The organism is Ectothiorhodospira variabilis (assembly GCF_022227625.1).
Lineage (GTDB): Bacteria > Pseudomonadota > Gammaproteobacteria > Ectothiorhodospirales > Ectothiorhodospiraceae > Ectothiorhodospira > Ectothiorhodospira haloalkaliphila.
In genome coordinates this window covers 202,441-227,576 of record NZ_JAJNAO010000002.1, presented here as the reverse complement: position 1 = coordinate 227,576, position 25,136 = coordinate 202,441, and the positions used below count along the sequence as shown (strand labels likewise).

The following is a 25,136-nucleotide window of genomic DNA, read 5'->3' as shown; positions in this document are numbered from 1 at the left end:
TGTCCTGTCATCCGTCAATGACCTCCAGATCCTCCATAGGGGGCACCCGTGGACAAAGAAGCGCTGAAGATTCCCAAGAAGCTCAAACCGGTCAAGGTCTGGGTGCATCCTGATGGCCTGGTCGTGGGCTCCCTGTTCGTGCATCTGCAGAGTGCGCAGCATGCGGGCGAGGAGACGCCGGCGGAGATTCTCAACGGGGCCGAGCCGTTCTTTGTGATCCAGTGCGGCGAGGAGGAGACGCGGTTCTACAACAAGCACTCGGTGGTGCGGGTGGAGCACGAAGTGGATGCTCCCGGGCCCGATGAGCGCGGCGTCTGCCTGGGCGCGCGGCTGCATCTCATGGACGGCTCGAACCTGACAGGCACCATCCGGGAGTTGCTGGATCCGCAAAACGCCCGCCTCTACGACTACATCAATATCCACGATCAACGCTTTGTGCGCCTGTTCCTGTCGGACACGGAAGTCACGCTGGTGAACAAGGCCTACATCGTGCGTGTCTCGCCCGATGATGGCCCCCGGGACTGAGCGTCTGTGTGCCCCGCGGCGTCCCGGCAGACGGGGTGATGCCATCCTTCGCCTGCCCGCCGGGGGCTTTGCGGGGAGCTGCCCATGAGCGTGTTCAGCGATTTTCGTGCCGAACGCCAGATCCAGCGCCTGTTGGAGGCGGCGGATCTGGACGAAGCGGAAGCGCAAAAGCGCCTGAACAAGCTGAGGTCCCTGGGGGAAGCCGGCGTGCGGCGCCTGTTGCATGGGCTGACCGATGCGTCGGGTGACGGTCTTCCCCGCACCATGGAACTGTTGCGGCGGCTGGTGAACGATACGACCCTGCCGGTGTTCCTGCGGGCGCTGGCCGACATCAACCAGACCCGGGTGGACCGGGTTGCCCAGGTGCTTGAGGGGGCCAGTGGTTTCGACCCCAGCCCCCTGGCCCGTGCCTTTCGGGACCCCACTGTGTCCAAGTCGGCCCTGGTGCGGGTGCTGCATGCCCACCGGCACCGGCTCAATGCCAGCCTGCTGTTGCGCGAGGCGTATGACTTGCAGCCGGTGGACCGCAATGCGCTGTTCCGTGTGGTGGACGAGGTGGCTGACGAGTCGGTGCTGCCCGACCTGGTAAGCCGTGCCTCCGGGAAGGATCCCGTGATCCGGCGGATGGTGGTCAAGGTGCTGCGCCGCTTTGATACCCCTCAGGTGCGCGCCGTCCTGCAGGAACGGCTCAACGACGAGGACAAGGGGGTGCGTGGCGCCGCCCTGGAGGCGCTGATGGCCATGGGCGCGGTGGACATGGAGGCCGGCTCCCTGTGCACCTTGCTGCATGATCCTGACATCAACGTGCAGCACAAGGCCATCGACGCCATCATCCAGCTCGACGACCCCCACATCATGCGTCACTTGTTGCCGGTGCTGCAGGACGAGTCGGAGTATGTACGCCGGGCCGCCGTGGAGGTGCTCAACGGTGTGGGTAACGCCAGCAACATCAAGGAACTGCTGGTCTCCATCAAGGATGAGGACTGGTGGGTGCGCGCCCGTTCCGCCGACGCCCTGGCGCAGATCGGTGGGCCCCGGGTGGTGCGGGCCGTGGTGGAGTTGATCCGTGATGAGGATGAATTCGTGCGCCGCTCGGCGGTGGAGATCCTCAACTCCACTCGTGATGAGACGGCCCTGACCTATCTCATCGATGCCCTTGAGGACTCGGACTGGTGGGTGCGGGAGCGCGCCGTGGATGCCCTGGGGAGTATCGGCAATGCCTCGGCGGTGCCGGCCTTGCTGAAGATGCTGGATCGGGACGCCGATGCGGCCCCCGTGGTGGTGCGTAACCTGGCCCGTCTGCAGGATGACCGGGCCGTGGAACCCTTGATGCGGCATCTGGCAGGCAACGATCGTTCGGTGCGCCTGGAAGCGGTGAATGCCTTGGTGGAACTGGCCGATGCCCGCACGGCTCCCGAAGTTCTCAGGGCCATCCAGCAACACACGGCGGATGCCGACGAGGAGTTGCAGGACATGGCGCGGGATGCCAGTGCCCGGCTGGAGGCCAGGTTTGCCATTTCTTCGCTTGGGCAGGGGGTCTCCGGTCAGGCCCTGCCTGAAGCCACTTCCATGCTGGATAGCGATACAGGGCAGATCGCCCTGACCCTGGGCGGGGCGGACGAGACCGCTGCAGGCACCCGTCGCTTCAGTGCCCACGGCGCCGGTCTGAACCTGGAGGCCCTCAGGCCGGGGGAAATGCTGGGCGAGCGCTACCGCTTCATCCGCCGCGTGGGCAAAGGGGCCTTTGGCACCGTGCTGCTCATGGACGATGTGATGATCTCCGAGACCATCATTCTCAAGGTGATGAATCCGCAGCTGGCCACCGATGACGAGATGATCAAGCGCTTCGTTCAAGAGCTGCGCCTGTCCCGCAAGATCACCCATGAGAACGTGATACGCATCTACGATTTCCTGACGGTGCAGGGGGTGCTGGCCATCTCCATGGAGTATTTCCCGTCATCCACCCTGGGTGTGGTCCTCAAGCAGGAGCGCCCCATGCCCCAGGACAGGGCCGTGGGGTTTGCCGCCTGCATTGCATCCGGCATCGGTGCTGCCCACGAGGTGGGCGTCATCCATCGGGATCTCAAGCCGGGCAATGTGCTCATCAACAACCGGGAACAGGTCAAGATCGTGGATTTCGGCATTGCCTCGGTGACCGGTTCGGCGGATACCCGCCTCACCCGCACCGGTATCCTCATCGGCACCCCCAAGTACATGGCCCCGGAGCAGGTGACCGGTCGCAAGATCACCCATAGTGCCGACATCTATGCCCTGGGGGTGATGCTTTACGAGATGATCACCGGCCAGGTGCCCTATAGCGGCGAGGACCAGATGGCCATCATGTATCAGCATGTACAGGGTCAGGCGACACCGCCCCATGAGGTGAACCCCGGAATCGACCGTGAGCTCAGCGCCATCGTCATGACGATGATGGCGGTGAACCCCGAGGATCGCTTCCCCACCATGCGGGATGTGCGCAAGACTCTGTTAGAGTTCCAGCAAGAGCGGCGGGCCTGATGGCCCGCGCGGCTGGATTGGCTGACTGAACGAGACCTCGCCATGCCCAGAATCGACGCCTTTCTCAAGCTGGCCCGGGAACAGGGGTGTTCCGATCTGCACCTGGCCGTGGGGGTGCCCCCCATGCTGCGCATGAACGGCGAGCTGATGCCCATCCGGTTTCGCGACCTGGGTGATCGGGAACTGGAGGCCTATGTGATGGAGATCCTCACCCCGGCTCAGAAGGAGCGGTTTCGAGACGGTGACGACCTGGATTTTTCCTATGTGAACGACGAGGTGGGCCGGTTCCGGGCCAACCTGTTCCGCAAGGCCACCGGGGTGGGGGCCACCTTCCGGCACATCCCGGCCCAGGTGCCTTCCCTGGAAAGCCTGGGCCTGCCGCCGGTGGTGACCCGGATGGTGGATCATCACCAGGGCATGGTGCTGGTGACGGGCTCCACGGGTACCGGCAAGTCCACCACCCTGGCGGCCATCATCGACTACATCAACACCCGGCGTGCGGTGAACATCATCAGTCTGGAAGATCCGGTGGAGTTCGTGCACCGCTGCAAGCGGGCCCAGGTGATCCAGCGGGAGGTGGGTACCCACGTGCCCAGCTATGCCAAGGGCTTACGGGCGGCCCTGCGCCAGGACCCGGACGTGATCCTGGTGGGGGAGCTCAGGGATGTGGATTCCATCATCATGTCCATGGTGGCCGCCGAGACGGGCCACCTGGTGCTGGGCACCTTGCACACCACTTCGGCGGTCAAGACCATCGACCGCATCCTGGATGCCCTGCCACTGGAGCAGCGCGAGCAGGGCAAGACCTTCCTTTCCCAGAACCTGCATGGCGTGGTCACGCAGAACCTGGTCAAGTCAGCCGACGGTCGGGGGCGGCGGGCCATTGTGGAGTGCCTGGTCATGAACCGGGCCATTGCACGCATGGTCATGTCCGACAAGGTGCATCAGATCCCGTCGCAAATGCAGACGGGCCGGGATCAGGGCATGCAGCTCCTGGATCAGGCCTTGCTGGAGGCCATACAGCGCAATGAAGTGGACCCCGACGATGCCTACCAGTACGCCACCGACAAGCAGGCCTTCCAGCGGTTCGTCACCGACTCCAGCCTGTTACCCCGGATCAACCTGGCGGGAGGGTGAGTGATGCATCAGGTGGATGGTTATCTGCGGGAGCTGATGGCGCGGGGTGGCTCGGACCTGCACCTGATCGGCGGGGACCCGCCGCGTGTGCGCATCAACGGTGAGTTGGAAAATCTGTCCGAGGAGGCCCTCACCTCCCAGGCGGTGAATGACCTCACGGCTGAGATCCTGCCCAATGCGGCGCGCCAGACCTTCGAGCGGGAGGATGGCGCGGATTTCGCCTATGCCATTGAGGATCTGGCACGTTTTCGTGTGAACCTCTCCCGCCATCTCAACGGCCTGGCGGTGGTCTTTCGTGCCATCCCCGCCCGGGCCCTGTCCCTGGACGAGCTGAAGATGCCGCCGGTGATCGCCAGCCTGGGGATGCAGCGCCACGGCCTGATCCTGGTGACCGGCAAGACGGGTTCGGGAAAGTCCACCACCCTGGCAGCCCTGGTGAATGACATCAACGAGCGCCGTCGTGGTCATATCATCACCATTGAAGACCCCATCGAGTTCATCCATGAGCGCAAGCGCTGTCTGATCAGCCAGCGTCAGCTGGGCCTGCACACACCCAGCTTTGCCGCCGCCCTGCGCTCGGCACTGCGCGAGGACCCCGACGCCATTCTGGTGGGGGAAATGCGTGATCTGGAGACCATTTCCCTGGCAGTGACGGCAGCCGAGACGGGCATCCTCGTGCTGGGCACCCTGCACACCAACGGGGCCGCCGCCACTGTGGACAGGGTCATCAATGCCTTTCCGGCCATGAAGCAGGCGCAGATCCGCACCATGCTCTCCACCTCGCTCAGGGGGGTGATCTCCCAGCAGCTGGTGCGGCGGGCCGATGGCGGTGGCCGAGTGGCTGCGGTGGAAATCCTGGTCAATACGCCCGCCGTGGCCAATCTGGTGCGCGAGGGCAAGACTGACCAGTTGCCCGGCACCATGCAGTCCGGTGCGTTGGTGGGCATGCAGACCATGGATACCGCCCTGCGGCGATTGGTGGATTCAGGCCAGGCCACCCCCGAGGAGGCCCGGCATCATGCGATCAACAAGTCCGACTTTGGCGGCAGTGCTCCGCCTTGAAACCCAAACCCCACGCTCTCGAGTTGCCCTGATGACCCTGCCCGCCCCCGAAGATCTGCCATTGGATGCCGTGCCCAAGGCGGCCCGCGCGAGTGTGAGCCATCTCGCTGACGACTTCCTCAAGGCCTGCGAGCGTGAGGGGCTGTCCCTGGATGCCTGGCCGGCGTTCACGGGGACCATCTGGTATTACAGTGACTTCGTCGCCCGGGCCTGCGTGCGCCGGCCGGCCTTGTTGGTGGACCTGGTGACCTCCGGTGACCTGGAGAGGGTGTATGAAGACGGTGAGATGACCCGTCACGTGGCGGATGCCCTGCAGGATGCCGCCGACGAGCCGGCCCTGATGCGTGCCCTGCGCCGGGTGCGCAATCGGGAGATGGTGCGCATTGCCTGGCGTGACCTGGCGGGCCTTTCCGACCTGAATGAGGCCCTGGAGGATCTGACCTGCCTGGCCGAGCATCTGATCGACGAGGCCCTCACCTGGCAGCATCGGGAACTGGCACGCCGGCACGGCGAGCCCCGGGATGCCCAGGGCCATGCCCAGCGGCTGGTGGTGCTGGGCATGGGCAAGCTGGGGGGGCGTGAGCTGAACTTCTCCTCGGATATCGACCTGATCTTCGCCTACCCCCAGCCGGGGCAAACCGATGGGGAGCGCTGCCTGGAGAACCAGCAGTTCTTCATTCGCCTGGGCCAGCGCCTGATCAAGGTGCTCAACGAGAAGACCGCCGATGGTTTTGTCTTTCGCGTGGACATGCGCCTGCGGCCCTTTGGCGATGCCGGCCCCCTGGTGATGAGTTTTGACGCCCTGGAGGACTATTACGAGAGCCATGGCCGTGAATGGGAGCGCTATGCCCTGATCAAGGCCCGGGCCGTGGCTGGAGATCGGGAGAGCGCCGAGCAATTGCATACCCTGCTCAGGCCCTTCGTCTACCGCCGCTATCTTGATTACGGGGCCTTCGCGTCGCTGCGGGATATGAAGGCCATGATCAACCGCGAGGCGGCGCGCAAGGGCAAGGAGCGGGACGTGAAGCTGGGCGAGGGAGGCATCCGCGAGGTGGAGTTCGTAGGGCAGGCCTTCCAGCTCATCCGTGCCGGCCGTGACCCCTCGCTGCAGTTGCGCGGTATTCGCCCGGTGCTGGATCAGCTGGCTCGCCAGGAGGTCATGCCGGAATACGCCGTGGAGCAACTCAAGGAGGCCTACGCCTTTTTGCGGCGTACGGAAAATCGTTTGCAGATGGTGGCGGATCAGCAGACCCATTGTCTGCCGTCCGACAGTGCGGGTCAGCTGCGCCTTGCCCTGTCCATGGGTTTTTCCGACTGGGAGGAGTTCGAGGCTGCCCTCGGGCGCCATATGCGTCGTATCCACGGGCACTTCGAACAGGTGTTCGCCGCGCCCCAGCGCGCCGACGAGGAAGAAGAGGCCGCCGCCCAGCCCGAGGCGCAGCGTGATCTGGCGGCCCTGTGGGCCGGCAGCCTGGGGCAGGAGCGTTCCCTGAGCGTGCTCGTTGGATTGGGGCTGAAGGACCCGGAGGCGGCCCTGAACGCCGTGGAACAGTTGCGTGAAAGCAGCGCCTGCCGTTCGCTCACCTCCACCGGGCGGGAGCGTCTGGACCGCCTGATGCCCCTGATGCTGAGCGTATTGAATGGCCTGGAGGAAGTGGATGCCACCCTGATCCGGCTGGTTCGGCTGGTGCAGACCATCGCTCGGCGCTCCGTATACCTCTCCCTGCTGGTGGAAAACCCCCTGGCCCTGTCGCAGCTGGCGCGTTTGTGCGAGGCCAGCCCCTGGATCGCCGATCACCTGACGCGCTACCCCTTGTTGCTGGATGAACTGCTGGATCCCCGCAGCCTGTATGCTCCGCCGGATCGTCAGGGGCTGCGCCAGGCGTTGGAAGATGAGCTGGTGCAGGTGCCCCTGGATGACCTGGAACAGGTGATGGACCGCCTGCGCATGTTCAAGCAGGTTCAGGTGCTCAAGGTGGCAGCGGCTGACATCATGGATGTGTTGCCGGTAATGAAGGTGAGCGATCACCTCACCTGGATCGCCGAGGTGGTGCTGGAGAAGGTGCTGGCGCTGGTGCTGGAGCAGCTCATCGCCAAGCATGGCCGCCCCCGCTGCATCATGGATGGCGAGCCCTACGAGCCGGGTTTCGCCGTGGTGGGGTATGGCAAGATGGGCGGGCTGGAACTGGGCTACGGTTCCGATCTGGATATCGTCTTCCTGCACGATAGCCGGGGTGAGCAGGCCATGACCGATGGTGATCGCCCCCTGGACAATAGCGAGTTCTTTGCCCGGGTGGGGCAGCGCATCCTGCATTTTCTGGGGGTGTTCACCGGGGCCGGACGGCTCTACGAGGTGGATACGCGCCTGCGCCCCAGCGGTGCTGCCGGGCTATTGGTGATCGGCCTTGAGGCCTTTGAGGACTATCAGATGAATTCCGCCTGGACCTGGGAGCATCAGGCCCTGGTACGGGCCCGCCCGGTGGCGGGGGATGCCCGCATCGCCGAGGCCTTCCAGGCCATGCGCCAGCGCGTGATGGAGCGGGAACGCGATCCTGAAGAGCTCAAGCGCCAGGTGCGGGAGATGCGCGAGAAGATGTGGAAGGAGCACGCCAGCCGCGATCCAGCGCGCTTTGACCTGAAGAGAGACCCCGGCGGTATCGCGGATATCGAATTTATGGTGCAATATCTGGTTTTGGCGCATGCCAGAAAGTATCCGGAGTTGTCCACCTATCCGGACAATATCCGTATCCTGGAATCACTGATCGAGACCGATCTCATGTCCAGGGACGACGCCGTGTTCCTGATGGATACCTATCGGGCCTTCAGGGATCGCATCCACGAACTGACGCTTCAGGATCAGACGACACGGGTGGATGCGACCCAATGGTCCCGGGAGCGGGACCAGGTGCGCGCTTACTGGCAGCAATTGATGACCTGACCCATCGCCCCAACCGGCGATGTTCCATCCCCCGGTGGGGGACCGATGACCGAATATTCAAGAGGAAGCATTGCATGTCCATCATGGCCGATCGCGATGGTCTGATCTGGTACGACGGTGAGATGGTGCCCTGGCGCGAGGCCAAGACCCATGTGCTCACCCACACCCTGCACTATGGCATGGGGGTGTTCGAAGGCGTACGCGCCTACCTGACCGACCGCGGTCCGGCCATTTTCAGACTGGGCGACCACACCCGTCGTCTGTTCCGCTCTGCCCACATCCTGGGCATGACCATTCCCTATACACCCGACGAGCTCAATGCCGCCCAGGTCGCCGCCGTGCGCGATAACAAGCTCACCAGCGCCTACCTGCGCCCCATGTGCTTCTTCGGGGCCGAGGGCATGGGTCTGCGGGCCGACAACCTGAAAGTGCACGCCATCGTGGCTGCCTGGGAGTGGGGCGCCTACCTGGGAGATGAGAGCCTGGAGCGCGGCATCCGCGTGAAGACCTCCTCCTACAGCCGTCACCATGTGAACGTGACCATGTGCAAGGCGAAGGCCAACGGCAACTACATGAACTCCATGATGGCACTGCAGGAGGCCCAGGGTTGCGGCTGCGACGAGGCCCTGCTGCTGGATACCGAGGGCTATGTGGCCGAGGGCAGTGGCGAGAACTTCTTCATGGTGTACGACGGCGTGATCTACACCCCCGAACTCACCTCGGCCCTGGATGGCATCACCCGGCGCACCATCATCACCCTGGCCGATGAGTGCGGCATCGAGGTGCGCGAGAAGCGCATCACCCGGGACGAGGTCTATGTGGCTGACGAGGCCTTCTTCACCGGTACCGCCGCAGAGGTGACCCCCATCCGCGAACTGGATGGCCGCAGCATCGGCAATGGCAGTCGCGGGTCCATCACCGAGAAACTGCAGACGTTGTATTTTGATGTGGTCAAGGGCCGCCATCCCAAGCATGATGAGTGGCTGACCTATATCTGACGTGCCCCAGGAGTGAGACGCCATGCCCAATCCGAATACCGCACTGCATCAGGATGAGTATCAGGTGGCCAACCAGCAGACGGCCATCCGGGTGACCCGCAAGGATCTGCCCCTGCATTGCCCCATGCCGGGCACGGCGCTATGGGCATCGCACCCGAGGGTGTTTCTGCCCATCGAAGACAGCAAGGATGGCCGGATCCTGTGCCCCTATTGCAGCACGGAGTTCACCCTGGAGGACTAGCGGTCGGTATCCCTTCGGCTTCCCCCTGCCTCTCTCAAGGGGCAGGGGCGTCAAACCGGTAACCGAACATCTCGATATCCGGTCGGTAATGGGCCTCGACGATGCTGGCCGTCTCGTCCGTGTAGTAGCGCCGGTAATCGTCCCGCCCCTCCGCCTTGCGCCGATGGGGTAGGGCAATCCGGGGAATGCCGATGCGGTCGCAGGCCGTGTCGAAATCCGCCTGCAGGCTTTCGTAGTGGCCGATGAAGTCGACGATGCACCGCCCGCTCATGTCGGTCACGTAATCCCGTTGTAACTCCTTCGAGGTATCCAGCATGTAGTTCCACTCCCGCTCGGGATCGAACTTGAGCTTCACGAACTGCTCGAAGGTTTCCACCCCCTCCAGCACATGGGGCCGCTCCCTGCGGATATGGAAGAAGGAACTCACCTGAAGATCCCAGGGGTTGCGCACGAACACGAACTTGAAGAGGTTGTCATACACTTCCGCCGGCAGCATCTCCCGGGCAGCGATGGCCTTGGCATGACGCGGGAACTTGGCACCGATCCGGTGCCCGCTCATCTGATCCAGCTTGTCGGCCAGGAACAGGGGCACGCCCCAGGGGCCCCGGTAACGGTAGCGGGACAGCGCCGCCCGCACGCTGGTGCCACCGGTCTTGGCGATGTGGACGAAGAGGAAGTTGTGCTTGAGGGAGAGGAGCATGGGGATCAGCGGGTTTCGACGTGGGGGCGACGGCAAGGTATCGAATTCAAAGGTGCCAGTGTATCACTGATGCTCCCTTCTCCACGTTGACCCCAGGGGCGCCCCTCTCCATGATGAAGATCCAACGATCTTCATCATGCCAGAAGCTGATGAGCGAACTTTCCTTCGATCCGCAGGCACTTCACGCCGTCGCCGCAGGCCTCGGCCTGAAGCTGGTCGTGCTCTACGGCTCCCATGCTCGCCAGCGTCCTCCCCCGGGCCCGGATAGCGACGTGGACCTGGCTCTTCTGGGATGCCCACGTGAGAAGTTGCTGGAGGCAGATCTCCAGCTTTCAGGCCTGTTCCCCAACCACGATCTTGACGTGGTGCGACTGGAAGACGCCGATCCCCTTTTTCGTCAGGAGATCATGTCCGTGGGACGCCTGTTATGGGGCGATCCGGACCTTTTCTGCGAATACCGGGTCTACGCCTTCCGCGACTATGTGGATTCCGCCGACCTGCGTCGACTGGAGCGGGCCCTGCAGCGTCGCAAACTGGCCTGGCTGGAGGAACAGCTGCGTGATTCGTGAGGATTTTGTTCGTCGCAAACTGCAACTGATCACGGATGACCTGGTGCGTCTGGTGCGTTTCAAGGAGCTCACCCTGGAGGAGCTGCTGTCTGATGACATTCGCCTGGCCGCGGTGGAACGCATCATCGAACGCATCGTCATGCGCGCCGTGGATGTGAACGAACACCTGCTGGCGGAATGTCTGCCACCCCAGGCCCGGAGCACGCGGATCACCTACCGGGACACCTTCCTCATGCTGGCGGACCTGGGCGTCTGTGACGCGGACTTTGCCCAGGCCATCGCCGGCAGCGCCGGTCTCAGGAACATTCTGGTCCACGACTACAACGACGTGGACCGAAGCATCCTGCATCGGTCCATCGGCAGTTGCCTGCGGGATTACACGGCATACGTGCAGCAGGTGGAGGCATTCATTTCGGGACCTGAAGGCCCATGACTTCCAGGTAGCGGCGTGCGCTGGTTTCGGCGTGGTATTCCTTGACGCCGTCCTTCAATACGGAGGCGTGGGTGGGGTGATCCAGCATCTCGCGCATGGCGCGGGAGAGTGCGTGATCGTCACCCACCGGCACGAGGGGGCCCAGGCGGCCGCCATCCAGCAACTCCCGGGGGCCACTGCGGCAATCGGTGGAGACCACCGGGATGCCCAGGGCCATGGCTTCCGTGAGCGCGTTGGGGGAGCCTTCCCAGGCGGAGGAAAGCACGAAAAGGCTCGCTCGGGATAGCCAGGCATAGGGATTGGGGTCGAACCCGGGCAGCAGGACCCGGTCCAGGATGCCCAGTTCCCCCGCAAGATCTTCAAGTTTCCTGCGGTCTGCGCCGTCGCCCAGAATCAACAGCCGAGCGGGCCTCTCGAGCAGGAGGCGTGCAAAGGCACGCATCAATGTGGGAAAATCCTTCTGGCGTGTGAGTCGGCCCATCCCCATGATCACGGGGTCGCCGTGATCGCTGAGCCAGGGGTGGGGGGAGGAGGCGGATGCCTGCCTAGCAAGACCCTCTGTGATCACGGGGTTGCGCACAATATGCAGGTGGCTGGCCGGCAGGCCGGCGATTTGCCTGACGTCCTCGGCCACCCCATGTGAGACGGCAATGATACCGGCAGATTCAGGGTAGCGCCGCCGCATCGGTCTGTAACGCAGCCATTTTCGGATTGCCGAGCGACCCTCCAGCGCTTGCGTCAGGGTCGTACCCAGTCGAATGTAGATTCGCGTGTCAACACCGGCCAGCCTGCGGGCCCTGAGTGCCGCGCGGCCGGCACGGTCCTTTGCGGCCAATAGGGTCTGGGGTCGATGCTGCGACAAAAAGCGCGCCAATGCGGGTACGCACAGTCCGGTATGGTTGACTCCCAAGTGGTGTACCTTGACGTGGTCGTGCAGGTCCGTCAGATGTCTTGTGTCTGACCGGATCAGGATGAGATTCACTGTTCGGTTCATCGCCGCCAATTGATTGGCAAGATTCAGGATCATGCGCTCGACGCCGCCCTCGCCGGATAACGACATCAAGATGTTAACTGTCTCATCTTCAGTTTTTTCAGATTTCAGCATGTATGAATCCTTCAATTGTAGTCGCATGCCGGGGGCGCTATGAAGACAATCACTTGGCGTGCACTAAGGTTGATTGAGCGAGAGCTCGCTCCACAACTGCGTAAGAGGTTGCTGCCCGAATTGCCCGGCAGCATCGTGATTGGCCAAGAAGAAATCACAAATTTGCGGCCACTTGGCTTTCGAACCCCAGGCCGAACCCGAGCGGGTCGGCTTTCGCTATCTGGTCGCCTGGGGGATACAAAGGTGAAAGTATACACTGCGCGCAATGAACAGCATGCAAATATTCGTCTGGCCCTGCAGGATGGAGCGCTTGGGCGTTTGAGGCTCCCGGATGTATTGGTCAATCATGGCGATTTGATAGTCGAGCGGTGGATCGATGGTGAGCCCCTGTCAGGGCTGACTTTAACCGATAAGGCCAAGGCGGCAGAACTCGTCCATGAGGCCTTGCTGTCCAAGTCGCTCACTGAGCTGCCATCCGGGTTTTTGAATGATCCTGGCTTCTGCTACCTCGTCGATTATCTTCTCGAGCGCATTGGTCCTTGGGTGCATTGGGATTCGGTCGATGATTTTGTTGCTGAATGGAAATGTCGATATTCCAGCCTGTCCCCCGTCATCCCCGCGAGAGTATGTCACCCCGATCTCTCCGAAGCGAATATCATTCGTGAGTTTGAATCCGGTGATCTGTATGTAGTGGATAATGAATTGCTCGGGGTCGGGCGCGGCTGGGTGCTTGACTACCAAAACTCGTTTGTCCATGGCTATGGGTTTTCCGAGTTGGACCATGAAGTCGCGGTTTTGACCTTCATTGATTATTCATGGCGTCTGCGGCATCTTAGTAAGGCGCTTGCGCTCGGTGATTTTTCAAGAGCAAAATCCATTCTGGAGCCCTCGGTGATGAAATGATCCCTTGGCTATCGGTATGTGTCGGGGCGATGGGGGTTGGTGTGAGGGTTGTAATGGATAGTTCTGTGGTTGAATTGGGTGCATGGGAAGATGCGTTTTCTGATGCCTTCAAGATTGTCAGTGGTGCGGTAAATTTGGGGCAGCCCACTGTTTACTCGGTCGTTCGCGATGAGATGTTTTTCCTCCCGGCATTTCTGAATCACTATCGATCTATCGGTGTTGAGCAGTTTCTTTTCTTTGATGATCAATCTCAAGATGGTTCAAGGCAGTATCTGGCTGCTCAGCCGGATTGTGTGGTGATTTCGAGTGAGATCAAGTATGGGGATGTCGTTGAGTTGTTGCCTGTGCCAGGCTACTCGGTAAGAAGTGGCAAAAAACGCTTTGGAGTGTTGCTTAAATCCCTTATTCCACGTGTTTTCCTGAAGGAGGGGTACGCCATCTACGCTGATGCAGATGAGTTCCTCGTTTTGCCTGAGCCATTTGAGAGTGTTTCAGAGCTTTTTGCCGCATTGGAGAAGAACCGGATAAGCGTCGTGGCGGCATCGTTAGTCGAGATGTATCCGGAGTCATTGGCCGATCTGGCAGAAGAGGCGGGCCAGCCGGAAACACTCCATGACCTGTTGGCGCTTGCGCCGTTCTTCGATGCGAAAGTCTTGCTCGAGTTGAGCCCCGGCTCGCAGGCAAGGACTGAATATCGAGGCGCATCATGGCGCCTTTTTAACCATTACGGTATTTCCAGGCGACACTGGATTAACCGCCACGCTCCAGCACTGATCGTGAAAGCGCTCGGCCTTGGAAATCCATCGACTGCCTGTGTGAAGACGCCAGTCATCTGCTGGGGGGGGGGTGTCTGTCTGGAGGGCTCGCATCGTGCCAATAAGCCACCTGGTGAGGCGATATTGCTGGCTCTTATGCATTTCAAGTTCACCCCCGACCTTTGGCGCAGGATGGGGTTTGCATTGAAGTCTGGTGCCTACGCCGGGGGTAGTAAGGCCTATAGATATTACGATGCGCTCTTCAGGCGGATGGCCAGGGAGGATGGGCTTTTTCTGGGAGAGGTTTCGGTGCGTTATGAAGGCCTGGAAGCGTATTCAAATGCTGGGCTGATCTTCAATAACCTGGGCAGTGATAGATGAATGTTTTATTCCTGACGGCCAAGCCGATACATGCGCTGGTATCGTCGATGCTGGCATCACACTTTGGCCGTCACGTAGAGTCGCATCTGCTTCAGGCATCTCGTAGAGAAGAATTCAATGATTTTGCGCCGAAGGTGCCAGGATTTGAATCTTTGGCTGCTGTTCATACGCCGGGCTTTGGGGTGCGCCAAAGCCGGGCATGGGGCCAGAGAAACGAGCGGGACTTCAAGATTATAAGACGTGAGATTGATCGGGCCTCTCCGAGCCTTGTATTTGTCTATTCGATTAGCAAGCCATTGAATTTGATGGTGGCTGAATATGCCAAGGATCAACATGATGCGAAAGTTGTTTTCCTGGAAGTATCGAACAGTATTTACGCCACCCTTGCCTCAAGAAAATTTGGTTTTTTACGGCGTTATTTGGGGCGCGCACCGCGGTTGGCTCAGGTCGATCAATGCGCTGTGAGGCGGCCGGACGATATACCCGTCTGGTTTCATGAGTCTCATGTCGTGACAACGCTCCCGGCAGGTTTTTTTCAACAGGGCGTGGCAGACAGGATCCTCGCGTCGTGTGGTGTCAATTCGGACGCGTTAATGGCGCTTGAGGCAAGAAAGGTGATCGTGTACCTGGGTGCGGCGCCAGGTAAAGAAAATCAAGGGCCGGTCAGGGATGCCGAGGCCCGCTCCATCGAGGAGCTGATAAGGCTTTGTGGTAAGAATGGCGCGGCCTTGTTGTATAAGCCGCATCCTAGAATGCGAGGAAAATTAACGTTGCCTGCATCATCTGACATCTTCCAGGTGGCTGAAGATACCTCGGTGCCTGCTGAGTTGATACCCGGGCTCTGTGAGGTTGCCGGTGCGGTGGCGGTTGATTCCAGTGCTGCCCAGAATCTTAGTTTTTTTTATGGTATCCCTTCCGCATTTCTCTATCCGCGGTTGGGTTTGCAGCGGCTTTGCAAGCCGGCTTCCAGTCAGGAATTCCTCATTTGGACAGCGGAGGATCTTGATCAATTCATTGGAGGCTGCCTGTCCGTGGGTGATGGCGCGCCTGGCCAGGGCAGCCTGTCGAACGACTGTCGGACCTGGCTGTCGAGTCACGGATTACTATGAATCTTTGACCGTGGTTCTATCCCGGTATGGCGCATGCTTATTGATGTCCCGCAATGCCCATGGCCTTGAGATATGAGTTTGCCGATGTATGGGCAGCAAATCGAGAAGCGCCTGCTTTCAAGGCGTCTGAGTCCATAGGGGTGTTGTAGGACCTTATCAGGGCTTGGGCGAAACTCTCGGCGTCCCCTGGCTGGACTAATTCTCCGAGCCTTCCGCCTTGCAGGGTATCGGCAGGCCCGGTGGGGCAGTCAGTGGCCACGACAGGAACGCCGAGCGCCAAAGCCTCGACAATCACCGCGCCCAAGCCTTCCCTTCTGGATGTGTGTGCAAAAATGCGGCCTTTGGAAATGTATTTGTAGGGGTTTTCCACGAATCCCGGCATCCACAGATGCTCTTCCACTCCGAGCGCCTTGGCAAGCCCCAGCAGTCTGCCTCTCTCAGGACCTTCGCCAAGAATGACCAAGTGCGCGTTGCCGATGTGTGTCCGGGCTGTCGAGAAAGCGCTTATAAGCGTTGCAAAGTCCTTGTTGGGACTGAGGGAACCGCACGCCACGACCAGTGGAGGACTGCCCGGAATAAACCAGGGATGGTCGACCGGCGCCTTTGCCTGAACGTAAAGAGATTTGTTAACGATAGGGTTGGGTATCGTTTCAATGGAGACGTTTGGCGTCCCGATCAGGCCCCTGAGGTCTTGCGTCACTCCTTCACTTGGCGTGATCAGCGCATTTGCTCTTGGGTAATGCCTGGCAATCTCCCTGGACAATTTCTTGAATCGTTTGGGCTGTTGTTCGGAAAGGGCGCTCAGTGATGTGCCTATTCGTAGGTGAATGCGTGTAGAGGCACGTGCCATCCTGCAGGCCCGAAGCACCGTCATGTTCAAGCGATGATGGTCTGAAAGTATATGAGTGGGGCGGTTCTTCCAAAGGTAGGCGGCCAACGGCAGCACTGCTGTGTTTTTGTGGTTGGCGGGTATTCTGACATGCCGTATGTTGGGGTGTTCTGCTAGGTATCGAGGGCCGTGGCCACCGATTTGTAGAAGGTGGTACGTATAATGGGTGTCTGCGAATTCTGGTAGCAGGTTGCTAACCAGTCTGTCGACACCGCTGGTTCCTGAGGTCGCAAAAAATAAGGCAATCTTTGGCGTCTGCTGCATGATTTAGGCCTTTGGAGATCTGCTCTGTGAAATAGTCGCGCTCAGGCTCTCGCCGCGTCTGTTCAAAAAATATGCGGCAATAGTGATTCCCAGTAAAATGGTGAAGGGTGCGCGAACATACATCTGCCAGAGCTTGGATTCTCCCATGAGCCAGATGGTTGAGAAGACCAGCGAGAGCGCCAGCCACGTGAGGATGTCATGGGTATTGTTGTGACTGCGGTATTGATGGTAGAGAGCGCGTAGTAAAATCAGGATCGCGACCAGGGTGAGTGCCACCCCTATCACGCCGACCTCAACCAGGTAATGAGCTGCAATGTTGTGCATGTGGGAATAGTGTTCGGGGAGAATTGCGCCCGCGCCAACCCCTTTCCCAAGCAGGGGTGATTCCGCCCAGTTCTCGATGCCTTGCTGAAACATATCAAAGCGCAAGCCGATAGATCGCTCTCCCAGTTGATCGATTTTCAGGGTGGCAAGCGAATGTAGCGCGCCATCCTCCGCAGAAAGCCGCTGAGTAAGTGTGTCCTGCTGACTTACGATCAAAGCCGAAAATGCGAGCAAGGCGATAATGGCGGGAGCATAAGAATAGCGTGCCCTTACGCGTGGGATGCGGGTGTCGCGCATAAAGGCGTAAGCCAGTACCGGGAGGATCGGGAGCAGGGCAATCCACACCATTCTGGTCTGGTTGAGTATGAGTGTGTAGCAAATCAACAAGAAGACCGCATAACCGAGGATTATCGTCATGATCCGTAACCCGACGGCATCCTGTTTTAGAATCAACCTTCGCATGAAGATGATAATGCCGATGGCCATTGGGACCGAATATAGTGGATAGTGTATGACCGATAACCCGAAGCCGATGCGGCCATAATCTTGTAGCCAGCCCACTGGGCTGCTCCAATCTACATAGAGTACGATGCGAGTCGTCAGGCCGATCATCGCCGTGAGTAAAAGCGGAAACAAAAGCCATGGTTTCCTGGATATATACCAGCCGATTCCCAGTCCCACCAATATGAGTTCCAGATACGCCCGCAGGGAGGTAACTATATCGCCGATATTGTCTGGGAAATGGTGGGTTGCGTATATTGCGGAAAAAACAAGATAAATGGAAATCATCGCGAGCGTGGCGATGAGCGGGTGTCCTATGAGTTCTCGCGTGTTTGTGAACGCCGTTAGGATAAGCGTGACACTAAGAAATGCGCCACCGACGTAGGCGAAGGAGGAACCCAGAGGTGCCAAAAAGTAGAGAAACAGGGCTGGGACTGAAGCTTTGGTTATCCACGATTCGACTTTAGCCCGCCAAGGCTGCCTGCGAACAAACCCGGGCGCTTGCCCATCCTGCGCACTAAATGCTTTAATGTGCATGGTGGTTGAGAGTGAGGTCGTGAGATGGTCTTGGTTGATTAGTCATTGTTCGTGCAGGGTCGAAGGCCAGGTGGTCGCGGCAGCGTGAGTCGCATGGTAGCGGATTGCGATGGTGGCTGTCGAGTTGTCTGGATCACAATGTCCAGCAGGTAAGATGACGATAGGTTTGGTATGGTTGAGGGTGATTGTGGGGTGGAGGTTCCGCTTTTGGTGGAGTTTGTCGGATTTCCCGGAGCTGGTAAGACGACAATTGCGAAGTCAGCGGTACGTCGCATTAGAGGGGACGCCTGTGGCGTCAATGTTGTGCATTATAACAAGGAGATCAAGGCGAGGTTCAGGGTTTCCGAGACACCAGAGGTGCTTGATCTTTTGAGAGGGACGATAAGGAGGCTGTGGAGAGAGCGGGGGGTCCGGGAGTTCATGAGGCTTTCGTCGGTGCTTGACCGGGTTCATGCGATTCGTCGTTGCAGGCGAATGCTGAGAGGGTGTGACATGGTGGTCCATGATCAGGCTCTGCTCCAGAGGCTTTACTTGATGCGAAGGCGTGAGCGTTTGGAGCGAGAGGGTCTGGAGGCGGTATTAAGGACGATAAAGCCGGATCTTGCGAACGTCTATGTCGTCTTGGAAATACCCCCAGAGGTCGCGGCGTCGCGGTATGCAAATCGTGGGAAGACCTCTTCGCGAAGGCCATACCGATTATGGTCTTTGGGAGCAATAACGGATATGTATCGTCGGTATGAGGAATTATTGGCCTGGTTGGCGGTGTGGCTTGAGAGGCAGGATAAGATAACGGTGATAAGATTGGATGCTCGTGTCGATGCTGAAGAGAATGGGCGTATCCTCGCGGAACGTTTGGTGCAGCTTGTCCGTGGCCCGGACTCTGCAGTAGGCCAGCAATGACATCGAAAGTGCCGACTTTTTTGTTCATCCGACTCTCAGCGATCGGTGATATTGTAATGGCGTCGCCGCTTCCGGCAGCACTGAAGTCAGCGTATCCTGATGCGAAAATCGTTTGGCTGGTGGAGCCGCAGGCAAGGCGTCTGGTGGAGCAGCATGAGCATGTAGATCGAGTCGTGGTATGGTCCAAGGATCGTTGGGTAGCATTGCTCAGAAAGTTTTCCTGGTTTCAGTTGATCCGGGAGGTGCGCGGGTTCCATAGGGAACTGCGTGGAGAACGCTATGATGTGGCGGTAGATCTGCAGGGCCTTCTCAAGAGTGGCATATTGGCGCGGCTCTCGGGGGCGCCCGTAAGGGTTGGTCTTGGAGCGCGTGAGGGTGGCCAGTATTTGATGACCCACGTGATCCCCCGAGGGGGTGACCCGCGTCGGATTGGATCGGAATATTTGTTCCTGGCGCAAGAGCTGGGCTGGGAGTCGGATGAATTCAGGATGCATGTGGGCCTGTCGGCGAGTGATGAAGAACAGGCTCGAGTGCTGTCACGCTCACATCCCACAGGGTATATTGTAGCTTGCCCCTTTACAACGCGTCCGCAGAAGCATTGGATAGAGGACAGGTGGGCAGAATTGGCCAAAAGGCTCAACGGTATATATGGGCTCACTGTCGTGCTGTTGGGTGGGGGCGGTGACAAGGCATCCGCTGAGCGTATCGCGGCCCGAGCGGGCCCCGCAGTGGATAACCAGGTGGGCGCAACCACGATCACTGGGGCGGCAGCGATCATCCGGCATTCACGCCTTCTGATTGGTGTGGACACGGGCCTCACCCACATGGGACCGGCCTTCGATGTTCCTACGGTGGCCCTGTTTGGTTCCACCTGTCCCTACCTGGATACTGGTAGGGACAACACCGTGGTCATTTACCATGATCTGCCCTGTTCTCCCTGCAAGCGTAACCCAACCTGTGACGGACGATTCGACTGCCTCAGAAATATTCAGGTGGATGAGGTAATTCGCAGTATTGAGGGTCTGCCGAGGCTTGGCAAAGGGCGGTAGATGTGATCTGGTGTTGGGCGAATTTCGGCGGTTGTGATCGCGGGGCTTTCTCGAATTAAACTTTACCTGGGTGCGCTGGGGGCGGGTTGTTGGCATGCTTTTGAAGAGAAAGGACAAGATGCGTAAAAGACTGCATCGTGTGGCTCGCGATGCGCATTTCCGATTGGTTAATGCGCTTTCGGATTTGGAGGGCGGGTCCGCCCCCAACGCCCGCAATGTGGTGCTTTATACCCAAGCGAGGATGGCTTATAACAGGATTAAAAAAGCGGCGAATTCGTCTACGCTGGCTTTTAATGCGGAAGTGTTATCAAGGAATGATTTGGTCAAGCTTGATTTTGAAGGGCTCGATTATTTGTCCGCGAAAAAAGCGGCGATCGACGTGGGTATTCAATTGCCTGATCTTTGGAAGTTTTCCGAAATCTCCAGCCTCGGGTCATACTATTGGTTTACGGTGGTTAGAGATCCATATGCGCGGTTACTCTCTGCTTTTCTGGAGAAGGGGAGCTAGGCGAAACGCGGGGCGCCGCGCTATCAGGATATCCCGGGGCTTGGTAATGACTCCTCTGCGGGGTTTAGGGATTTCGTGTGTTTTTTGGAGTCTGGCGGGTTATATGTGAATCGCCACTGGTGGCCGCAGATTGAGCTGCTATACCTGCCAGTGGAGAGATTTGATTATGTCGCGAAAGTCGAGAGTCTGCGCGACGACCTTTTGTCCATATACAACTCTGTGGGACTGGATGTGCGAGGTTGCAGGGGGTTTGATGAGCCACACTTGGCGGAGGCGCAAGCACAGGGCAAAATAACCGGGTCGGCAGGTCAGATGGATAGATACTATACCTCGGAGATCTATGGCCGTGTGTTTGAGCTTTATTCGGAGGACTTTAAGAAATTGGGCTATCCGGGATAGGGATCGTTGAGGGTCGGTCGTCCAGGCTGGGGTGATCGGCCAACTGAGGGAAATGTACCCCGAGCCTGGGAAAATAAAGGTCTTTCCTTCGCATAAGTCGAAACGGGCTTCTTGTGTAGTTAAAAGGGTCAGCATGAGTCTTACCGTCCTTCATGTGGAAGCGGGTCGCCACCTTTACGGGGGTGCGCTTCAGGTGCGTTATCTCATTGAGGGACTCTCAAAAAGGGGGGTCATCAATATATTGGTGTGTCCCCATGGCGCGGCGCTTGGCAGAGCGGTTGAACCATCGGGTGCTCAGGTACACGAATTACCGATGAGTGGAGAGTTGGATCTGGGTGCTGTAGGCCGACTGCGTCGCCTGATCCGGCAGGTTCAACCCGATCTGGTGCACTTGCACAGCCGCCGGGGTGCGGATGTATTCGGCGGTGTGGCGGCCCGCCTGTGCCGGGTGCCTGCAGTGGTGTCCCGGCGCGTGGACAACCCGGAGCGGGCCTGGGTGGCCCGTCTCAAGTACCGACTCTTCCATCGGGTGATCACCATTTCCCAGGCCATTCGTGAAGTTCTGGTGAGGGAGGGGGTGCCGGCGGACAAGGTGGTCTGCGTGCCCAGTGCCGTGGATGTGGCCGCATACGGCGGGGCGTGTGATGGGAGCGTGCTGCGCGAGGTCTTGGGGTTTTCCGGCGACGAGACGGTGGTGGGCGTGATTGCCCAGTTGATCCCCCGCAAGGGGCACCGCTATCTGCTTGAGGCCGCTCCCCGGATCCTTCAGGCACACCCCGGGGTGCGCTTCGTGTTCTTCGGGCAGGGCCCGCAGGAGGGCGAGATCCGGGAGCTGGTGTCGCGGTTGGGGCTCGATGCACATGTCCTGCTGGCAGGTTTTCGTGACGATCTGCCCCGTATCCTCCCGTGTCTGGATCTGGTGGTGCATCCGGTGGAGATGGAGGGACTGGGGGTGTCGCTGCTCCAGGCAGGGGCGGCGGGGGTGCCCATGGTGGGGGCCCGGGCCGGCGGCGTGCCCGAGATCCTGGGAGACGATGCCGGTCTCCTGGTGCCACCAGGCGATGTGCCGGCTCTGACGGAGGCGGTACTGTGTCTGCTGGACGACCCGGATCTGCGCCGGCACCTGGGCCGTGCGGCCCGGGAAAGGGTGAGCCGGCGGTTTTCCCTGGATGCCATGGTGGAGGGCAATCTGGCGATATACAGGGAGGTTATCGGCCAGGATGCCAGGCCCGACGGGCCGTGAACCCTCGCTCCTCCGTTCCATGAAGAAGATCCTTGCATGAACAAGACTCACCCTGCCTGGGGGGCCTGGCTGCTGCTTGGGCTCGCTGCCTATTTCCTGTTGCACACCGTGATACGTGCCACCGGCTCATCCGTCCTGGAACTGGACGAGGCGGAACTGATGGTGGTCACCCAGTGGTGGGCAGCCGGATATTCAGGCCAGCCGCCCCTGTATGCCTGGCTGCAGGCGGTCGCCTTCCAGGTGCTGGGCGCGAATACCGGGTCACTGGCCCTGGTGAAGAACACGCTCCTTTTCCTGACCTATGTCTTTATTTACCTGTCGGCCCGGCGACTGCTGGGGGATGTCCGCCTCGCGGTGCTCGCGACACTCTCGCTGTTGCTGATCCCGCAGATCGTCTGGGAATCCCAGCGGGATCTGTCCCATTCGGTGATGGCCACCTTCATGGCGGCGGCCAGCTTCCACGTGATGCTGCGCTGGCTGGATCGGCCCACGCTGTTCCATTACCTGCTGGCGGGCGTGGTCTTCGGGCTGGGCGTGCTCTCCAAGTACAACTATCTGGTGTTCGCGGCGGCGGCCGGGCTTGCGCTGCTCACCCTGCCCAGGGGGCGGGCAATGTTGCTGGATGTGCGCATTCTGATCAGTGGCCTGGCGGCGTTGCTGGTGACGGGGCCGCATCTTTACTGGCTGGTGCAAAGCCACGACGTGGCCGGGCGTGGCCTTGAGAAAATGCACTTCGGTGAGGGCCTCTGGCCCCTGGCCGGGCTGGGAGAGCTGCTGCTGGCGGTGATTGCCTTCATCACGCCGCTGTGGATCGTGATGGCGTTGATCTTCCGGCGGGACTTTGCCCGAACCCTGAGCCGCTGGCAGGCCCCGGTGGGCCCGTTCCCGTTGCAGCGTTATCTGCTGGCGGTGCTGCTGTTGCTGGTGATCATGGTGCTGCTGGGGGCGACCCACTTCAAGGATCGCTGGATGCTGCCCATGCTGTGGGTCTTCCCGTTGTACGTCTTTGCCATGATGGGGACGGCGAGCCTCACCCCGGTCCGTGTGCGGGCCTATCTGACCACCTGTCTGGTGGTACCGCTGCTGGTGTTGCTGGTGATGGCCTGGCGAGTCAACGACTGGGCGTTACTGGAAGATCACCAACGGCATGTGCATCCCTTTGATGCGCTGGCCGAGGCGGTGGCCAGCCGAGGATTCCAGCGGGGGATCATTGTCTCTGATGGAACGTTCGTGGCCGGTAACCTGCGGATGCATTTCCCGGGAAGCCAGGTGTTGACCCCCAGTGTGGCTTCGGGTTGCCTGCAGTGCCCGGATGGGGGAGATGTCCTGTTGGCTTGGGAGGCCAACCGGGGGGCGGAGTTGAGCCCCCGCATGGAAGCCTGGCTGGAGCTTTATCTGGGGCTGGATGCCGACCATGTGCGCGGGGACGTTCAGTTGATTTCGCTAGAGGCCTGGAACGACGAGCGCTTTGATTTTGCCGTGATGCTCTGGGCCGGTGCGCTGGATGGGGCGTGCGGCGTGAGTCGCCCGATTCAGTGACCATGTCCCACTTTACTGCCAGCATCCGCCGGACGTCCCGTGGGAGCGGCCCTTGGCCGCGAAAGGGCCAACCCGGGCGTCCGCCCCTTCGTTTGGCACCGGAGTGAACCTTGGCGGGGCGGTGTGCCTGTCCGCGGGACGCCGTGAATACCTCCCTGTAGGCTTGATCGCCGCATCCATGCGGCGAACACCCGCTCCCAGGCACACCGCCCCGCCAAGGTTCGGATACTTCTGTGACTTCGTTTTGAGGCCCTTTCGCGGCCAGGGCCGCTCCCACGGGGATGTCAGCGGGAGGGCGCGCGATAGGGGTCCGGTATGCCCCAGCGCTTCTTGTACTTGAAGCGGCGGTGGGTCCAGAAATACTGTTCCGGGGCTTCGCGGATGGCGCTCTCGATCACCTGGTTGATGCGTGTGGCATCCGCTTCCGGGGTGTCACCGGGGAAGTCCTCAAGCGGCGGGTGGATCACCAGGCGGTAGCCCTGGCTGCCAGGCAGCCGGTACCCGAAAAAGGGTACCACCGGTGCGCCGGTGATTTTGGCCAGTCTCGAGGTGGCCGGATTGGTGGCGGCCGGGTGGCCGAAGAAGGGCACGACCACGCTGGCGCGGGTCTTGAACGCCTGGTCGGGGGCATACCACACCACTTCGCCCTGACGCAGGGTACGAATCACGTCTTTGGCCTGATCACGCCGAATGGCCCGGGTGCAGTGTTTTTCCCGGTTGCGGCGAAAGAAGTACTCCACCACCGGGTTCTGGTTGGGGCGGTACATGGCCGACAGGGCCTGATGTCTCAGCATCAGACGCCCGCAAATCTCCAGGGAGGTGAAATGGGCCGAGAGCAGCAGCACCCCTTTGCCCTGAGCCTGCGCCTTCCTCAGATGCTCCAGGCCCTCGATTTGCCCCAGCGGGGCCAATTGCTTCTCCGACGCCCACCAGCCGAAGGGGGTCTCGAACAGGGCGGCTCCCATGGCGCGGAAATGGTCCTTGACCAGGCGCCGCTGGGCCGGGGCATCCAGTTCAGGGAAGCACAGGCGGATGTTGGTCTCGGCGATGCGGCGTCGCGCCCGGGCCAGAGGGTAAAGTGCTGTGCCGACGCCTTCCCCGAGACGCACGAGCCAGTGCCAGGACAGGGCCTTGACCAGCACCCACAGCAGCCCGACGCCGACCCACATGGGCCAGTGAAGGGGATGATGCAGTTGGGCGGAGGGTTTGCGCTTGGGCATGGGTTGCGGACAAAACCGTGATTGTATCAAATCGCGCTGTGATCGAGTTTCCTGTGGGAGCGGCCCTGGCCGCGAAGGGGCCAACCCGGGCGTCCGCCCCTTCGTCGGGCACCGGCGTGAACCTTGGTGGGGCGGTGTGCCTGTCCGCGGGACGCCGTGAATACCTCCCTGTAGGCTTGATCGCCGCATCCATGCGGCGAACACCCGCTCCCAGGCACACCGCCCCACCAAGGTTCGGATGCTTCCGTGACTTCGTTTGGAGTCCCCTTCGCGGCCAGGGCCGCTCCCACATCCACATCCATCTCCACATCCATCTCCACATCCATCTCCAGATCCATCTCCAGATCCATCTCCAGATCCACGCCCGGCATGCGCTGCCCCCCATGAGCG

General features: G+C 60.4%; 22 protein-coding genes and 1 pseudogene. 17 read left to right on the top strand and 6 right to left on the bottom strand.

Annotation, left to right across the window (positions count from 1 at the left end):
- Window positions 1-48 precede the first annotated feature (48 nt).
- The 7 genes from LPW30_RS03690 to LPW30_RS03660 all read left to right on the top strand — a co-directional run bounded on the left by LPW30_RS03690 (window position 49) and on the right by LPW30_RS03660 (window position 9,418).
- A complete protein-coding gene (locus LPW30_RS03690; RefSeq protein ID WP_025282817.1) occupies window positions 49-525 on the top strand; it encodes a hypothetical protein in 477 nt (158 codons plus the stop codon).
- An 84-nt stretch (window positions 526-609) separates the two neighbouring features.
- Complete coding sequence (locus LPW30_RS03685; RefSeq protein ID WP_239680108.1) at window positions 610-3,042, top strand: protein kinase domain-containing protein; 2,433 nt, start codon at window positions 610-612, stop codon at window positions 3,040-3,042.
- Between the two features lie 42 nt (window positions 3,043-3,084).
- The gene (locus LPW30_RS03680; RefSeq protein WP_025282815.1) at window positions 3,085-4,179 is read left to right on the top strand and encodes a type IV pilus twitching motility protein PilT; all 1,095 of its coding nucleotides are present in this window, start codon (window positions 3,085-3,087) and stop codon (window positions 4,177-4,179) included.
- A gap of 3 nt (window positions 4,180-4,182) precedes the next feature.
- Window positions 4,183-5,241, top strand: a complete 1,059-nt coding sequence (locus LPW30_RS03675; RefSeq protein ID WP_025282814.1) for a type IV pilus twitching motility protein PilT — start codon at window positions 4,183-4,185, stop codon at window positions 5,239-5,241.
- 31 nt (window positions 5,242-5,272) lie between these two features.
- Complete coding sequence (gene glnE / locus LPW30_RS03670; RefSeq protein WP_239680107.1) at window positions 5,273-8,179, top strand: bifunctional [glutamate--ammonia ligase]-adenylyl-L-tyrosine phosphorylase/[glutamate--ammonia-ligase] adenylyltransferase; 2,907 nt, start codon at window positions 5,273-5,275, stop codon at window positions 8,177-8,179.
- A gap of 74 nt (window positions 8,180-8,253) precedes the next feature.
- On the top strand, window positions 8,254-9,177 hold the full coding sequence (locus LPW30_RS03665; RefSeq protein ID WP_025280436.1) for a branched-chain amino acid transaminase: 924 nt from the start codon (window positions 8,254-8,256) through the stop codon (window positions 9,175-9,177).
- 22 nt (window positions 9,178-9,199) lie between these two features.
- On the top strand, window positions 9,200-9,418 hold the full coding sequence (locus LPW30_RS03660) for a zinc-finger domain-containing protein (RefSeq protein ID WP_025280437.1): 219 nt from the start codon (window positions 9,200-9,202) through the stop codon (window positions 9,416-9,418).
- Between the two features lie 34 nt (window positions 9,419-9,452).
- On the opposite strand, the gene LPW30_RS03655 is transcribed toward LPW30_RS03660, so the two are convergent.
- A complete protein-coding gene (locus tag LPW30_RS03655) occupies window positions 9,453-10,118 on the bottom strand; it encodes a sulfotransferase family 2 domain-containing protein (protein WP_239680106.1) in 666 nt (221 codons plus the stop codon).
- 149 nt (window positions 10,119-10,267) lie between these two features.
- On the opposite strand from LPW30_RS03655, the gene LPW30_RS03650 reads away from it, so the two are divergent.
- Both LPW30_RS03650 and hepT read left to right on the top strand, forming a co-directional pair.
- Entirely contained in the window at window positions 10,268-10,687 is a 420-nt protein-coding gene (locus LPW30_RS03650; protein WP_238623731.1) for a nucleotidyltransferase domain-containing protein, read from the top strand.
- On the top strand, window positions 10,677-11,120 hold the full coding sequence (hepT, locus tag LPW30_RS03645; RefSeq protein ID WP_239680105.1) for a type VII toxin-antitoxin system HepT family RNase toxin: 444 nt from the start codon (window positions 10,677-10,679) through the stop codon (window positions 11,118-11,120). The genes LPW30_RS03650 and hepT overlap by 11 nt, the downstream gene beginning before the upstream one ends.
- Here hepT and LPW30_RS03640 read toward each other — a convergent pair.
- Window positions 11,095-12,180: a glycosyltransferase gene (locus LPW30_RS03640; protein ID WP_239680226.1), complete on the bottom strand. Its 1,086-nt coding sequence runs from the start codon at window positions 12,178-12,180 to the stop codon at window positions 11,095-11,097. The genes hepT and LPW30_RS03640 overlap by 26 nt on opposite strands.
- Before the next feature lie 288 nt (window positions 12,181-12,468).
- On the opposite strand from LPW30_RS03640, the gene LPW30_RS03635 reads away from it, so the two are divergent.
- Genes LPW30_RS03635 through LPW30_RS03625 form a run of 3 tightly spaced genes read left to right on the top strand, consistent with a single transcriptional unit; the run spans window position 12,469 to window position 15,373 of the window.
- Window positions 12,469-13,128: a hypothetical protein gene (locus LPW30_RS03635; protein WP_239680104.1), complete on the top strand. Its 660-nt coding sequence runs from the start codon at window positions 12,469-12,471 to the stop codon at window positions 13,126-13,128.
- 53 nt (window positions 13,129-13,181) lie between these two features.
- The gene (locus tag LPW30_RS03630; RefSeq protein WP_239680103.1) at window positions 13,182-14,264 is read left to right on the top strand and encodes a glycosyltransferase family 2 protein; all 1,083 of its coding nucleotides are present in this window, start codon (window positions 13,182-13,184) and stop codon (window positions 14,262-14,264) included.
- On the top strand, window positions 14,261-15,373 hold the full coding sequence (locus LPW30_RS03625) for an alpha-2,8-polysialyltransferase family protein (RefSeq protein WP_239680102.1): 1,113 nt from the start codon (window positions 14,261-14,263) through the stop codon (window positions 15,371-15,373). Before LPW30_RS03630 ends, LPW30_RS03625 begins: the two co-directional genes overlap by 4 nt.
- A 37-nt stretch (window positions 15,374-15,410) precedes the next feature.
- Here the strand turns inward: LPW30_RS03625 and LPW30_RS03620 are convergent, their stop codons facing one another.
- On the bottom strand, window positions 15,411-16,526 hold the full coding sequence (locus LPW30_RS03620; protein ID WP_239680101.1) for a glycosyltransferase: 1,116 nt from the start codon (window positions 16,524-16,526) through the stop codon (window positions 15,411-15,413).
- Between the two features lie 3 nt (window positions 16,527-16,529).
- Complete coding sequence (locus tag LPW30_RS03615) at window positions 16,530-17,888, bottom strand: O-antigen ligase family protein (RefSeq protein ID WP_239680100.1); 1,359 nt, start codon at window positions 17,886-17,888, stop codon at window positions 16,530-16,532.
- Between the two features lie 171 nt (window positions 17,889-18,059).
- On the opposite strand from LPW30_RS03615, the gene LPW30_RS03610 reads away from it, so the two are divergent.
- The 5 genes and pseudogenes from LPW30_RS03610 to LPW30_RS03590 all read left to right on the top strand — a co-directional run bounded on the left by LPW30_RS03610 (window position 18,060) and on the right by LPW30_RS03590 (window position 23,526).
- Window positions 18,060-18,788 carry an AAA family ATPase gene (locus LPW30_RS03610; protein WP_239680099.1) on the top strand — a complete coding sequence of 243 codons (729 nt, stop codon included), beginning with the start codon at window positions 18,060-18,062 and terminating at the stop codon, window positions 18,786-18,788.
- A complete protein-coding gene (locus LPW30_RS03605; RefSeq protein ID WP_239680098.1) occupies window positions 18,785-19,837 on the top strand; it encodes a glycosyltransferase family 9 protein in 1,053 nt (350 codons plus the stop codon). Before LPW30_RS03610 ends, LPW30_RS03605 begins: the two co-directional genes overlap by 4 nt.
- Before the next feature lie 94 nt (window positions 19,838-19,931).
- Window positions 19,932-20,744, top strand: a pseudogene (locus tag LPW30_RS03600) (sulfotransferase family protein).
- A gap of 133 nt (window positions 20,745-20,877) precedes the next feature.
- Window positions 20,878-21,987, top strand: coding sequence for a glycosyltransferase (locus LPW30_RS03595; RefSeq protein ID WP_239680097.1), 1,110 nt, complete (start codon window positions 20,878-20,880; stop codon window positions 21,985-21,987).
- Between the two features lie 36 nt (window positions 21,988-22,023).
- Entirely contained in the window at window positions 22,024-23,526 is a 1,503-nt protein-coding gene (locus LPW30_RS03590) for an ArnT family glycosyltransferase (RefSeq protein ID WP_239680096.1), read from the top strand.
- A gap of 284 nt (window positions 23,527-23,810) precedes the next feature.
- Here the strand turns inward: LPW30_RS03590 and lpxL are convergent, their stop codons facing one another.
- Window positions 23,811-24,746, bottom strand: a complete 936-nt coding sequence (gene lpxL / locus LPW30_RS03585; RefSeq protein WP_238623720.1) for an LpxL/LpxP family Kdo(2)-lipid IV(A) lauroyl/palmitoleoyl acyltransferase — start codon at window positions 24,744-24,746, stop codon at window positions 23,811-23,813.
- A gap of 26 nt (window positions 24,747-24,772) precedes the next feature.
- Window positions 24,773-25,117, bottom strand: a complete 345-nt coding sequence (locus tag LPW30_RS03580) for a hypothetical protein (RefSeq protein ID WP_239680095.1) — start codon at window positions 25,115-25,117, stop codon at window positions 24,773-24,775.
- Between the last annotated feature and the right edge of the window lie 19 nt (window positions 25,118-25,136).